10 protein-coding genes are annotated in these 13126 nt (G+C 39.0%); 3 read left to right on the top strand and 7 right to left on the bottom strand.

The features are described from left to right. Nucleotides 1-130 precede the first annotated feature (130 nt). Together HBH39_RS10285 and HBH39_RS10280 are read right to left on the bottom strand one after the other, a co-directional pair. Nucleotides 131-1918 carry a DUF3413 domain-containing protein gene (locus HBH39_RS10285; protein ID WP_167677981.1) on the bottom strand — a complete coding sequence of 596 codons (1788 nt, stop codon included), beginning with the start codon at nt 1916-1918 and terminating at the stop codon, nt 131-133. A 46-nt stretch (nt 1919-1964) separates the two neighbouring features. Then, complete coding sequence (locus tag HBH39_RS10280; RefSeq protein ID WP_167677979.1) at nt 1965-2177, bottom strand: YejL family protein; 213 nt, start codon at nt 2175-2177, stop codon at nt 1965-1967. A 153-nt stretch (nt 2178-2330) separates the two neighbouring features. Here HBH39_RS10280 and yejK point away from each other — a divergent pair, with 153 nt between their 5' ends. Together yejK and corA are read left to right on the top strand one after the other, a co-directional pair. Continuing rightward, complete coding sequence (yejK, locus tag HBH39_RS10275; RefSeq protein ID WP_167677977.1) at nt 2331-3359, top strand: nucleoid-associated protein YejK; 1029 nt, start codon at nt 2331-2333, stop codon at nt 3357-3359. Between the two features lie 237 nt (nt 3360-3596). After that, nucleotides 3597-4544 carry a magnesium/cobalt transporter CorA gene (gene corA, locus HBH39_RS10270; protein WP_167677974.1) on the top strand — a complete coding sequence of 316 codons (948 nt, stop codon included), beginning with the start codon at nt 3597-3599 and terminating at the stop codon, nt 4542-4544. Between the two features lie 47 nt (nt 4545-4591). On the opposite strand, the gene HBH39_RS10265 is transcribed toward corA, so the two are convergent. From HBH39_RS10265 to HBH39_RS10245, 5 genes are all read right to left on the bottom strand, one after another. After that, the gene (locus HBH39_RS10265) at nt 4592-5845 is read right to left on the bottom strand and encodes an HD-GYP domain-containing protein (protein WP_167677972.1); all 1254 of its coding nucleotides are present in this window, start codon (nt 5843-5845) and stop codon (nt 4592-4594) included. A gap of 312 nt (nt 5846-6157) precedes the next feature. Further along, nucleotides 6158-7510, bottom strand: a complete 1353-nt coding sequence (locus tag HBH39_RS10260; RefSeq protein WP_167677970.1) for an ATP-binding protein — start codon at nt 7508-7510, stop codon at nt 6158-6160. Next, entirely contained in the window at nt 7501-8175 is a 675-nt protein-coding gene (locus HBH39_RS10255; protein WP_167677968.1) for a response regulator, read from the bottom strand. Before HBH39_RS10255 ends, HBH39_RS10260 begins: the two co-directional genes overlap by 10 nt. Nucleotides 8176-8232: 57 nt before the next feature. Beyond that, complete coding sequence (locus HBH39_RS10250; RefSeq protein ID WP_167677966.1) at nt 8233-8913, bottom strand: LysE family translocator; 681 nt, start codon at nt 8911-8913, stop codon at nt 8233-8235. A gap of 150 nt (nt 8914-9063) precedes the next feature. After that, nucleotides 9064-10374 (bottom strand): dicarboxylate/amino acid:cation symporter, encoded by a 1311-nt coding sequence (locus HBH39_RS10245; RefSeq protein ID WP_432280109.1) that lies wholly within the window; start codon nt 10372-10374, stop codon nt 9064-9066. Between the two features lie 223 nt (nt 10375-10597). Between HBH39_RS10245 and HBH39_RS10240 the strand changes: the two genes are divergently transcribed. Beyond that, nucleotides 10598-13060 (top strand): Ig-like domain-containing protein, encoded by a 2463-nt coding sequence (locus HBH39_RS10240; RefSeq protein WP_167677961.1) that lies wholly within the window; start codon nt 10598-10600, stop codon nt 13058-13060. Nucleotides 13061-13126: the final 66 nt, after the last annotated feature.

The following is a 13126-nucleotide window of genomic DNA, read 5'->3' as shown; positions in this document are numbered from 1 at the left end:
AAACTTAGTGTGGAAGCACTGTATCAATTGACTTAGATTGACGCAAGTACTTAGTTAATCAGTGAATATTAATTGCTTATAATCTATTCATTTTTGACTGATTTACACTAATAATACTGCCAATTTTTGACTACTGATTATAAAAACGTCGGCCTTCTCGCATCACTTGGATGAGTTCCGGTGCGCTCATTTTCTTTCTTAAACGTTTGTCATAATTTAAATCGTAGATCCGATACTTACCGTAACGGCCCAAAACGGTAATTTCGTTCTTTTGGTATATGGCAAACTCCCGGCTGTTACCAATGTAAATCCAAGTTTCTTGATTAGGCTCTAATAAACTTCTGCCTGAACTGTATTGCTCTGCTGGGGTGGTGCATCCTAATACCTTACTCAGTATGGTAGGCGCTATGCCGTAATGACTGGTGCGGTGATTTATCTCGTTTGCTCTGATATTTGGCCAATAAATAATAAGCGGTACTTTAACATTTGCTGGAGACAAATCACGTCGGGCGTCATCCATATCACTAGTGAAGACTTGACCATTAGTGCCAGTAATGATGACAACAGTATCTTTATCTGTATTTGATAATAGCTGTTGCAGTTGTTCATCAACAAAGCGCAGCGATTGACGATATTGGTTAAATAACACCTTTTGAGCTGGCTTTAAATCAGCAGGTGATTTAATGGTTTCAATACCAAGAAAACCTACTGGGGTATCATAATTTCTAGGTGCAGATAGATTTAAAAGAGCAAACCAAGGGGTTGTTTGATGGGTTTTCCAGTTTTGTAATGCATTAATGCTTTGGATATCGGCGCTGGCACTGCCATCTTCATCGTTACTGATAAAGGGCGTGAAATCAGTAAACATGGCATTAATATTTAATAAACTTTGCTGGTGTCGACCCGTAAACAGGCTTAATTGATAGCCTTGCTGATGTAGCTGTTGAGTTAATACTGGCGCTAAATAGTTAAAGTCTTGTTTGTCGCTGTAATTACCTTGTAGGCCATAAAGTAAGCTAAACATGCTGGTGTCGAAGTTAGTCCCGCCAGTATAGTGTTGGTTAAACTTTAGCGCTTGTTTTGCATATTGGCTTAAAAATGGCATGGTGAGCTCGTCAACCATGTCTTTACGTAAACTATCTATACTGATTAGTAGCACATTTGGGTGTTTATCGGCTTGGCATTGTAGCGGCTCAATTGGATAACTAATGTTACTCACATAATTTTCAGGATCACTAAAAGCCGTATTACCCTCTACACCATGCGATTCCATAAAGGTTTTAGCCGTTGCGGGATAGGATATCGGATAAGTATCATCAAAGCGGGTAATATCGGTTACATTGGTGGCATCTGCCCAAATATGAATTAAATGACTACTAATAAAACAGGCACCCACAAACAGTACCAGTTTATGGCCCCATTGTTGTTTTTGAATTTTATCAATGCGCTTCCAGATAAAGTTAGCTGCAATTAATTCAATAATGAGGATAACAATTGGGGTAACAATATAAGATGTACTGTGCAATAAGGCGTTAAGGTCCTGCCAAGCTAAATCAAACGCAAATGGGCTTAAGTGCACGCCGTAGTCATTATAAATAACGGTGTCATAGAGCAAAGTGTACAGTGCCATAGAGGCAATAAAAGCGGCGTAGCCTCTCAATATTTTTGAATAAGGTAGTATTAAAGTGATCGGGAAAATAAAAACAATATAAACAATAAATGCCAAAAAGGTGAAATGGCCAATGGTGCTTAAGGTGAGATAGCCCCAACTGATAAGGGAATCTGGTTGACCTACACTAGAAATGTAACGAGACCCAATAAGCATAGCGAGCAAGCCATTAAAGAAGGCAAACCAATGTCCCCAATTAACAAGGCGTGAGACCTTGTCACGTGCCATCTGTTTTTTACGCTCGCTCATGTTTTAATGGATCCCTAAATACATTGTCAAAACCTGCAGGTGTCGATTATTTGATCGACTGCGTTAATGCTTTTGCAAATTGTTCTGCCACCACTTGACGTGATTCTGCTGGTACTTTTTTCTCAAGTAAGTGTGTCACGCAGTTACCAAGCACCATTAAGCTTAAATCTGTGGGGGCTTGATGCTTACTCAGCACTGCTAATAATTCGCTAATTAGCGCTTCTACTTGGGTGTTACTGTATTTTGATTGGATTGCCATATTTTTAACTATAGTGAAAGAGTTATCAATTAACGGATAATGATAACGGATTTCAGGCAAGCTTGCCCATGTTTTCTATACCTTCACAGTTTAAATAAGTATATTATATCAAGCTTCTGCAAAATTTCTGTTTCTTCAAAGGTTATTGGACTTATGAGTATTAATATTGAACAAGCCATTATTCACGAGATATCGTTAGATAGTCAGGGGCAAATGGCCTGTCGCTTACGTCCACAACCTTTATTAAATAGCCAAGCGGTTGAGGCCATGCTTGAGGAGCTTCATCAAACTTATTCGAGTAAAGCGGGCAAAGGCTTCGGTTATTTTGGTGTGCCACAAGAAGATGGTGAGGCAAATGATGCCTTTGCTAATGCGTTACAATCTTATCGTGATGGTGACACCGGCTTTGTTGATTTTACCGTGATTGCCAGCCAACTGTTGCAACAAGAATTAGCCAAGTATGATTTTTCACAAGGTGGATTTTTGTTGATGTCTTGCTACAGCAGCATGGCGAGTGAATATTTGTTTGTTGCGCTGTTAAGTGCCAAATCATCTATGACGGTATTAGATGATATGGAGTTGTCGCAAAACAACCATCTGGATTTAAATAATATTCAATTGGCGGCAAGAATAGACTTAACTGAGTTACAAGCTGATAAAGCCTCGAAAAAATACATTTCATTTATTCGTGGCCGTGCAGGGCGTAAAGTGGCTGACTTCTTTCTAGACTTTATGGGCTGTGTTGAAGGGGTCAATAGCAAGGCACAAAACAAAACTTTGATCCATGCGGTTGAAGATTTTGTTGCAGGCAGTGAGTTAACCAAAGATGAACGTCAGCAATGTCGCGATAAAGTATTTGAATATTGTGCTGAGCGCGCTGATCTGGGTGCTGATATTGACGTTAAAGATCTAGCAGATGAATTAGCCGATCAGGGGATGGATTCGTTTTATGATTTTGCTTGTGGTGGTAACTATGAACTTGACGAAGAGTTTCCTGCTGATAAGGCCAGTTTACGTACGTTGAAAAAGTTTTCCGGAACAGGTGGTGGTGTTACGCTAAGCTTTGATGGCGGTCACTTAGGCGAGCGTGTTATTTATGATCCCATTTCTGACACCATTTTAATTAAAGGTGTTCCGGCGAATCTTAAAGATCAACTTGATCGCCGCCTTAAAGGTGAATAATATTTACGTTTTTTGCTGTTGAAAAATCAATCTAATTTATATTAAGCGTCCTCGATGGACGCTTTTTTACATTAGTTAAGCAGGAAAAATAGCTGTTTGAGTTCGATTTCTTCTGATTTTGATTATTTTCATCTTTTTTACTTTTCATTCAATCTAGAATTAGTAAACTAGCGCCATTTTCTACCAACATCTTGTTTGATTTTGCTCTTTTTTGTAAAACAAACGCATGGGGGCTTTATGATCACAGCTTATATCTATCAAAATCGTCAGCTTTCAATTACTGAATTAACTGCCGATGACCGTTTACCAGCTAACACCTTATGGCTTGATTTATTTAAGCCCAATGATGAAGAGCGAGAGTGGTTGAGCCGTTTTTCGTCTGAAGATGTCCCTGATGAAGAAGATATTAACGAGATTGAAGCTTCTGCGCGATTTTTTCAAAACCAAGATGGTCTTCATATTAACTCTTTGTTTCCACAACGGGTAGGCTCAGATGTACGTGCGGTAAACGTCTCATTTAATTTACGCGACAACTTTTTGCTTACCATACGTGAAGAGGATGTTGGCCTTATACGCCTGTTGCGTAACTATTTGCGATTGGGGAGACTTGATATCGACACTCCTCAAGTGTTGTTGTTGGAACTTTTTAATTTAAAAGTGGATTATTTATCGGATCTCATCGAAGACGTTTATACCGTGTTAGATAATTTAAGCGAGCAAGTGTTTAATGATGAAGAGTTAGATGCGGTGTTTAAGCAAATCACTGTACAAGAAAACTCAAATGGAAAAATACGTTTAAGTTTGCTCGATACTCAGCGTTCATTACGTTATATGCAACGTTATTACCGCTCGCAATTATCAGATGATAATTTAAAAGATATTCGTGAAATGTTATCGGATATTGAATCTTTGATGCCTCATAGTCAGTTTATTTTTGATAAGTTGAAGTTTTTGCTTGATGCTGCCATGGGCTTTAGTGGCTTGCAGCAAAATAAAATCATTAAAATTTTCTCGGTTTCAGCCGTGGTGTTTTTACCACCAACATTAATTGCGAGTAGTTATGGGATGAACTTTGCCAGAATGCCTGAGCTTGCTTGGCAATACGGATATCCGATGGCGGTTGGATTAATGTTTGCCAGTGCTGCGGGGACTTACTTCTTCTTCAAACGTAAAGGTTGGCTATAAGTGACAGCTAACGCCAGAATGAATAAAGCCCGTTAAGTCGGCCATTATTATGCTTTGCCAAAGGCGTAGCTAATGTTGTCTCTTGGCGATAAGTATTTATAAATTTTTTCAGGAAGACCAGAGGCAGGTATGCTTCTGACAACGTTAATCCCCTCATTAGCAAGATTAACAATTGGCGCTTGTTCTTTTGGCACTAACGGGTCGTATGCGATAATACTTGGATGCAAAATGTCATTTAAGTTAACCGACATAACCATACCAAATTGCCCGCTTGATAATTCTACTATGCTGCCTGGTGGGTATACGCCAAGCATTTTTATCAGCTTTTCAGTGTATTCTTTATTAAGTTTGGTTTTATAGTTTTTATACAATAATCCTAAAGCGACACTAGGTGTTTTCGCTTTCACCCTCAAATTACCGTTACATAAATTATCGTACTCATTAACGACGCAGATTAGCTGTGAGAATTTATCAAGCTCTTGCTCTTTTATACCTTTGGGGGAACCACTACCATCAAGATATTCATGATGGTTAGCTATCATAGGTTTGGCTTCTTCAGGGAAACTATCAGCCAATTTTAAAAAATTTAAGCTCATTAATGGATGTTGTTTAACTAAGTTTTCTTCTGGGGTGGATAGTGGGACAACTTTATTAATGATAGTGGAGGGGATTTTCAATTTGCCAATATCATGAAATAAACAGCCAATACCAACCAGTTCAATTTCTTCGCGTGTCCAACCAAGCTCTTTTGCCATTAACATGCAAATCATGGAGATATTTAATGAGTGATGATAAAGCACATCTCCTGATTTGGCATCGCCCATTAGATGTAAAGCAAGGTTTTGTTCATCAAGTAACATAGAGGTCAGATTGCTAATGAGATCTTTGGCGTCATTCACTGCGTTTAATGGGCGACTTGATATTTTGGTCACCATTGAACGCATCATAGAGACAGAGCGGTCAAATTGTTTTTCGGTTTTTTTTAAATTGCGTTTTAGTTTTTTGTTTTCTTCAATTTGCGCAGACTTTTGTTCTTGCATTTTCAATTTTAAGGAGTTGACAGAGATTTCATCCTCTTTCTGCTCTGAACATTTATGGTTTGTATCGCTGGATTCTACATCACTTCTGTCAGGATTAAAAAAAACCATGTCCAAGCCTAGCGATTTTATCACTTCAATCTGTGAGTGAGACTTAATTTTAAATTGATTGAATAAGAATGGATGTTCTTTCCATGAGATAGGTAAGCTAACAAACATCCCAACTCTAAGTTCTGATACGTCAATTCTAAGGTTTTTTTTCATAAAAAGTATTAATTATTGCTCTTATTATATGTCGGTAAAATGTTCTTTTTTCAGGGGGAGATGAGTATAAAACACTCATCTCCAACAACTAGATAACTTGTAGGTAACTTGCATACAGCAATGTTAGCACTTTCTGGTGATTTGCAGCAGCAAAAAATCGAGTTTATTGCTGCTGACTTTTGTAGCATTGATAACGAAATGAAAGATTGTTTTTACATGTTTAAATTATTGACCTAAAAGGCTTGCAAATTTGCATGATATTGCCAATCAGTTGATAGAAAGCAGTTAGTTAAATTGTACTAAGCATCGTGATTAGTTTGATGCTAATGGTATTGCAATAATAATTGATGCACCTTGTAAGGTGCTGGTCTGTATTTCAAGGGTGCCTGAGTAACTGGTGACGAGTTCATGGCATACCGCTAAACCAATTCCCTGACCTGAATATTGAGTATCAACTCTTACCCCGCGTTGAATTACTTTTTGGCGGTACGTTTCATCAATTCCGGGACCATCATCATCAACTGTTAAATTAAACATATCTGCGGTAGTTGAAGCCGTTATGTTAATTGAGCTAATACAAAATTTTGCAGCATTTTCAATAATATTGCCACATAGCTCCATCAAATCTGCCTTACTGATAGGCACTAATAACGTATTTGGGCAATTAACCATAAAATGAATATGTTTGTGCTGATAGAGCTTACTAAGCAACTGTACAATTTGATCAATAATAGGCTTTATATCTGTCTGCTCATGAAGTAAACCTTGGCGTCCCATCATGGCTCGTTTTAATTGGTATTTAACCAAGTGATCCATATCTTCAATTTGGCTTAAAATTTGTAGCTGTTTTTCATTGGCTGTCAGTTGTTTATCATCAATAATTGCGACGCTGGCTGCGAGTCTCGTTTTTAAACTGTGTGCGAGGTCGTTCATGGCATTTTGATAGCGCGCTTGGCGCTGTTCATTTTGATCTACAAGTTGGTTGAGTGCTTGGGTTATCTCTTGCAGCTCAATAGGATAGTTATTGGAAAATTGCTGCTGTTTTCCTTGTTTTAATTTTAGCAGTTCTTGTTTTAAGCGTTTAAGTGGCAATAATCCCCAATAAGCAGCGCTAATGAGTAAAAATATTGCACCACCAAGTACCATCGCAAGTCTAAAGTAGGTTAATCTTTTGAACTTTTTTAGGTTTTGTTTAATTTTTTGCGCATCTTTTAATATTAATAAATGAAAGCTTTTTTGATCAATAAGGGTACTCAGTTTATAAACAAGATATGTTTGATCATTGTGAAAACTTAAATAGTACGCTTTGTTGCCATCAAGTGACTGTCGATAGTTTTCACAAATGTTATCTAATGCACTTTGTTTGGCTAAGGTTGAGCGCCATAAGCTATTAAATTGGTTGTCACAGGTGGCCATAATATAGCTGGTTTCAATATTATCGTTGTCTTGTGCCTGAGTGATGGGCACTAAATTACTCTCTTGAAACTCAGCGGCGATTACGGGTAGCTCGCTAATTAAGTTAGCTGTTGCTTGATTATATTGGCTTTGAGCGTTGAGCTGTATTACTAACCATGCAAATCCAAATCCCACTAATGCGATAATGCTAAGTGAGGTAACAAACATTCGGGTAAATAACCGATTTTTGAGGTTAGCGATTAATTGCATAGTAAGTTAAATTTATAACCTTGCCCACGAATTGTCATTATCGCATCTTCAATACCGCCGGCGGCTAATTTTTTACGTAAGCGACTGACCATTACTTCAATGGTATTTGGGTCGCCTTCCTTATCGCCATATACTACGTCAAGTAGTTGTTGTTTGCTGATCACCTCATGAAAATGGCGCATTAAATATTCTAAAATTTGATATTCAAATGCCGTTATCTCAAATGGCTGTTGATTGATAGTGACTTGTTTACTTGATAAGTCTAACGCTAAGGTTTCGCAGCTGATAATGGGTTTAACAAAGCCTGCGCTGCGACGAACTAAGGCATCTAGTCTAGCTATTAGCTCTTCTTTTTGAAACGGTTTAACTAAGTAGTCATCAGCACCAGCATTAAGCCCCTCAACTTTATCTTGCCAATTAATACGGGCTGTTAAAATCAAAATCGGCGCAGTAAGTTTTGCTAAGCGTAATGATTTTATCAGGCTGATGCCGTCCTGATCAGGCAGGCCTAAATCGACGATCGCGATATCGATAGGGTAGTTAGTTGCTTGGTAAAAGCCTTCTTTAGCTGTATTGGCTATCTGAACTTGGTTACCTCGTTCAGATAATTGTACATTTAGATGATGGGATAAAATGGGGTCATCTTCAATTACCAATATTCGCATTCGCAACTCCTATAACCATGATGACTTTTTGATAGATTCAATTTTTATCTTTCAGGTTTATATCAAGCTTTTAATTAGCCCTACAAAAATAGTAATCGATACGGACAAAAAAATAATCCCGACTAATGCATCAATGATATTGGTCGCTTTTAGTAATTGTTGTTGGATCTTCGGTTTTGATAATACTAACGCTAACAGACTAAACCATAATATAGAAAGAGAAAATAAAATGCTTGCTGCAGCAGCCTTGGTATAGGCATCTACTTCAGGGGTGATAAGCACCGTAAATAGGGTAATAAAAAATATCAGTGCTTTAGGATTTAATAAATTGGTTAATAGTCCAATTTTAAAACCAGCAAAGTGGCTCATGTTTTGATTGTGGAGTTCTGTTTTTGTTGCCACATCATTAGTTGTAGTAGTTTGATTAATGGGCGTATTGTTCAAAAAATGTATGCAAGCTGACTTTAAAGCATGAAAGCCCATCCAAGCAAGATAACTGACCCCAATAAATTGCACCAGCGTGTATGCGACAGGTGATTGTTTTATCATCAAGCTTATACCCAAAAGCGACAGCAGTGTATGAATTAGAATCGCTAGGGAGATCCCCACCGCGCAGGCCAATGCCGTTTGTCTACTTTGCTGAGTGGCCATTTTGACTATAATAGCAAAATCGGGTCCGGGGCTAATAAGCGCAATGGTATGTATAACGGCAAGGCTGGCTAGAAGGGTCAAATCCATTTTTAATCCATGAGGTAAATGTAAGATAATCAGATACTAAATTAACTGACTTTCCCTTTATAAAGCAAAAACAAAAGAGGCGCAATCAATGCGCCTCTTTGTACTTAACCGGTGATCGTTTGTGACGGTTAAACTAGCTTGTTCAATAGCTTATATCTTGGCGTTACGTACTTGTTCTTCAAAACTTCTAGCAGCTTTACCTGCTTGAGAGTTATTAAAGGTTGTTTCGTCAAATGCGCCTTCAGATTTTGCAATTACAACGGTAGCCACGGTATCGCCAGTGACGTTGACTGCCGTTCTGATCATATCCAGTAAGCGGTCAACACCAATGATTAAAGCAATGCCTTCAACAGGTAGGCCAACTTGGTTTAATACCATTGCTAGCATAATCAGACCCACACCTGGTACACCAGCAGTACCAATTGAGGCTAATGTTGCAGTAACAACAACCATTGCATAATCAGTCAGACTCAACTCGATACCAAATACTTGGGCAATAAATACTGTCGCGACACCTTGCATAATAGCAGTACCATCCATATTGATGGTTGCCCCTAATGGTAGGGTGAACGAGGCAATTTTATTATCAACCCCCATGCGATGCTCAGCGGTTTCAATCGTGACAGGTAACGTTGCGTTAGAACTTGCAGTGCTAAAGGCAAATAATTGTACATCACGAATTTTGCGTAAGAACATTAACGGGCTTAAACCTGAAAATATTTTTAGTAAGGCTGGGTATACGACTAGTGCTTGCACCAATAATACTGCCACCACAAGGAAGAAGTATTTAACCACACTGCCGAAAGTTTCAAGCCCTAAAGTTAAACTTAACTTGGCCATTAACGCGAACACACCATATGGCGCAAGTTGCATTACCAAAGTAACAACACGCATAATGATTTCATTTAAATCATTAAAGAAAAGTGCAATGCGCTCGCCGCGTTCACCGATGTGTGAAATAGCAAAACCAAAGATGACAGCAAATAAAATGATTTGCAGCATATTGCCTTGGGTCATTGCTTGTACCGGATTATCAGGCACTATGTTAATGATCACTTCAGCAAGGCTTGGAGCCTCTTTTACGCTGAACTCCATAGTTGATGATGCGAGGCTAGCGCTTCCTGGATGAACCACAACGGCGGCAAGAATAGCAACGGTTAAAGCAATCGCAGTGGTGAATAAGTAGAAAGCAATAGTTTTACCGCCTAAACGCCCTAACTTTGATGGGTCGCTTAATGAACTTGTTCCACATACCAAAGAGACAAACACTAATGGTACAACAAGCATCTTTAAACTTGAGATGAAAATAGCACCAATTACATGGAATAATCCGTCAGTAATGTAATCTTTGATAAATAAATTTTCAGGAAAGGTATTTCTTAACAACAGACCAAGTAACACGCCTGCGGCCATACCTATCAAAATTTTACTCGTAAGCCCGAGCTGTTTTTTATCACTCACAATCAATCCTTCCCATTATTTTTATCTGTATTGTTTTATTGACTGCAAAAGACTAGCAGGAAAACAGCAGTTATGAAATGCCATAAAAGTTAAAGTTTTTGCTATAATGTGTCGGATAAAAGATGTTGTTTGTGGCATAGTTATCAGATGTTTGTGTATTATTACTTTATTAGTGACTATTATAAATCATAAGTATTATTTTAATGTAACAGGGAGCCTGACAATGAGGTCAGCAATTAAAGTTTATTTAGCGTTAATTTGTTCGTTCATACTCTTCGCTTGTGGTGGTGGGGGAAGTATTTCTGAAGACGGTGGCGGGGTAACTCCTCCACCAGTAACTATTTCTGTATCTTTATCAGTGGATAATACCCAGGTCTCCGTTGCTGAGCCTGCTACCTTAACGGCAACTGTTATTGATTCAAATGGTAATGCCATAAGCACTTTAGTTACTTTTGAGTTGAACGATGATTCATACGGCACTTTTTCTCCAGCAACGGGGCAGGTAGCAACCAACTCTGATGGGGTTGCGACTGTTACGTTAAATACTGCATCAATTAATACTGGTGCAACGGTAACTGCAACTACCTCAACAGGTGAATCAGCATTCATTAATTTAACTATGGTCGGTGATGGCGGAGAAGCTGGCGGTGGGGCTCAGGTATCTTTGGTATTAACCGACTTGTCAGGTGAAGTGGTACAAACGATTAGCACTTTATCTCCTGGTAAGTTAACTGCAACAGTAACAGGTATTAACAAACCCACTATTGTGGCATTTGAAAGTGATATTGGTGATTTACCGATTAAAACAGCCGTAACAAATGCACAAGGCAAAGCAACTGTCGATATCTATGCAGGAAGTGCTCTGGGTGCTGGTGAGGTGCGTGCTATTTTACCAACCAATGAAGTAGGTAAAACTATTGTTGTGGTTGGCGCGACGAATGTTGTGATGGGCAGTGGCACAGGGGAAAATTTCGAAGCGGGTAAAGCGGAAGTTAGTACGACAGATTTATCTGCTGGCGGCACCGCAACCATTACTGTCCGTATTCAAGATGATCAAGGTAACCCATTTACTCAACCCGTAGATGTTAATTTTTCATCCACTTGTGCGACTAAAAATCCAGCCCAAGCTGAGATTAGCTCACCTGTTTCATCAAGTAATGGTATTGCGACATCCACCTATTTAGCTCAAGGCTGTGTGGGCGAAGACCAAATTAATGTGACGGCCAATGCCGGTGGTATTAGCCTATCCGCGGTAGGAACTATAAATGTGCTGCAAGCGGATGTGGGAAGTATTTCTTTTGTGTCTGCACAGCCTGAAAACATTGGTATTTTAGGAACAGGCGGTGTTGAGTCATCAACTGTCAAATTTAAAGTGCTTGATAAAAATGGTAATCCAGTCAGTAATCAGGAAGTGTCGTTTTCATTAAATACCTCAGTCGGTGGTGTGGCAATTACGCCTATATTGGCAACCACCAACAACCAAGGTATTGTGCAAACCGTAGTTACTTCTGGCACAGTAGCGACTTCGCTTCGTGTTACTGCAACTGTTGAAAATGGTGCCGTTCCTGCAATTACAAGTCAATCAAAACAGTTGATAATTTCTACCGGTATTCCTGATCAAGATAGTTTCTCGTTATCTGCTGAAGTATTAAATGCTGAGGGTTGGAATCGAGACGGCACTACTGTTGTTGTGACTGCTCGCATGGCAGATGCTTTCAATAACCCAGTACCTGATGGAACAACGGTTTCATTCACCACTGAAGGTGGTTCGATTGAAGATGCATGTCAAACTGTAAAAGGTGCTTGTTCAGTCACTTGGACAAGTCAATTACCTCGTCCAGAAGGTGAAGTAATTATTGATGGTACAGGTCTAATGAATCGCAACCCAGATTCTGCGTTGTCTTATGATCCTGCTTTAAATGTGTATGGCAATATATATGGCCAAAAATATGGTGGACGAGCTACGATTACTGCTACCGCAATCGGTGAAGAGTCTTTCCCTGATTTAAATGGTAATGGACGTTTCGATGCCAGTGAAGTGTCAGAGTTTTTAAATGGTAGAGATGTAACCGGTCAAGCATTTGATTTGAATGATGCTTTTAATGATTATAATGAAGATGGCATATTTAATCCTCAACAAACCGGTGGTCAAAATGGTGGGGCATTAGAAGAGTTAATTGATTTTAATTCTAATGGTGTATTTGATACTAAAGACGGCTTGTACAATGGCGTACTTTGTTCAACTCCTGCTCATGCTGGCTGTGCTGATGGCGTAAGCGATTCTAAGTCTATTTATGTCCGTCGAAGTTTAGTCATGGTTATGTCTGGTAGCAAAGCATTTGCAACAGCACCAGACGACATTATTATAAACGACCGTGACGGTATTCATTTAGGTGGTAATATCACTATTGTTGGAAAAGGTGCGGCATCGGTTTACTTCACTATTTCAGATTTACATAATCAACAAATGCCAGCAGGTACAATCGTTCGCTTTAAAACAACAGCTGGTTCTGTGGTAAGTGACAGTGAATACGTTTGGCCTAGCACCAACTACAATGGTGGCCAAGACTTCGGGGTAACACTAAAAGGTGAAGATGAACCCAATACGGGAGTATTTTTTGTTGAAGTTGAAACTCCAAGTGGGGTGACCACGCAAGTTGTGTCGATTGGTGTGACTATTCTTTAATGTTTTATAGCCAATAACAAACAACAAAAATGCCGCTAGTTAGCGGCATTTTTTATTGGCAAATTT

The organism is Shewanella aestuarii (genome assembly GCF_011765625.1).
Classification (GTDB): Bacteria; Pseudomonadota; Gammaproteobacteria; order Enterobacterales; family Shewanellaceae; genus Shewanella; species Shewanella aestuarii_A.
The sequence above is the reverse complement of the archived record's forward strand: the minus strand, read 5'-3'. Positions and strand labels throughout refer to the sequence as shown.

Coding starts and splice junctions, on each gene's coding strand:
- HBH39_RS10285 (WP_167677981.1), bottom strand. CDS start 1,918: ATGAGCGAGCGTAAAAAACAGATGGCACGTGACAAGGTCTCACGCCTT.
- HBH39_RS10280 (WP_167677979.1), bottom strand. CDS start 2,177: ATGGCAATCCAATCAAAATACAGTAACACCCAAGTAGAAGCGCTAATT.
- yejK (WP_167677977.1), top strand. CDS start 2,331: ATGAGTATTAATATTGAACAAGCCATTATTCACGAGATATCGTTAGAT.
- corA (WP_167677974.1), top strand. CDS start 3,597: ATGATCACAGCTTATATCTATCAAAATCGTCAGCTTTCAATTACTGAA.
- HBH39_RS10265 (WP_167677972.1), bottom strand. CDS start 5,845: ATGAAAAAAAACCTTAGAATTGACGTATCAGAACTTAGAGTTGGGATG.
- HBH39_RS10260 (WP_167677970.1), bottom strand. CDS start 7,510: ATGCAATTAATCGCTAACCTCAAAAATCGGTTATTTACCCGAATGTTT.
- HBH39_RS10255 (WP_167677968.1), bottom strand. CDS start 8,175: ATGCGAATATTGGTAATTGAAGATGACCCCATTTTATCCCATCATCTA.
- HBH39_RS10250 (WP_167677966.1), bottom strand. CDS start 8,913: ATGGATTTGACCCTTCTAGCCAGCCTTGCCGTTATACATACCATTGCG.
- HBH39_RS10240 (WP_167677961.1), top strand. CDS start 10,598: ATGAGGTCAGCAATTAAAGTTTATTTAGCGTTAATTTGTTCGTTCATA.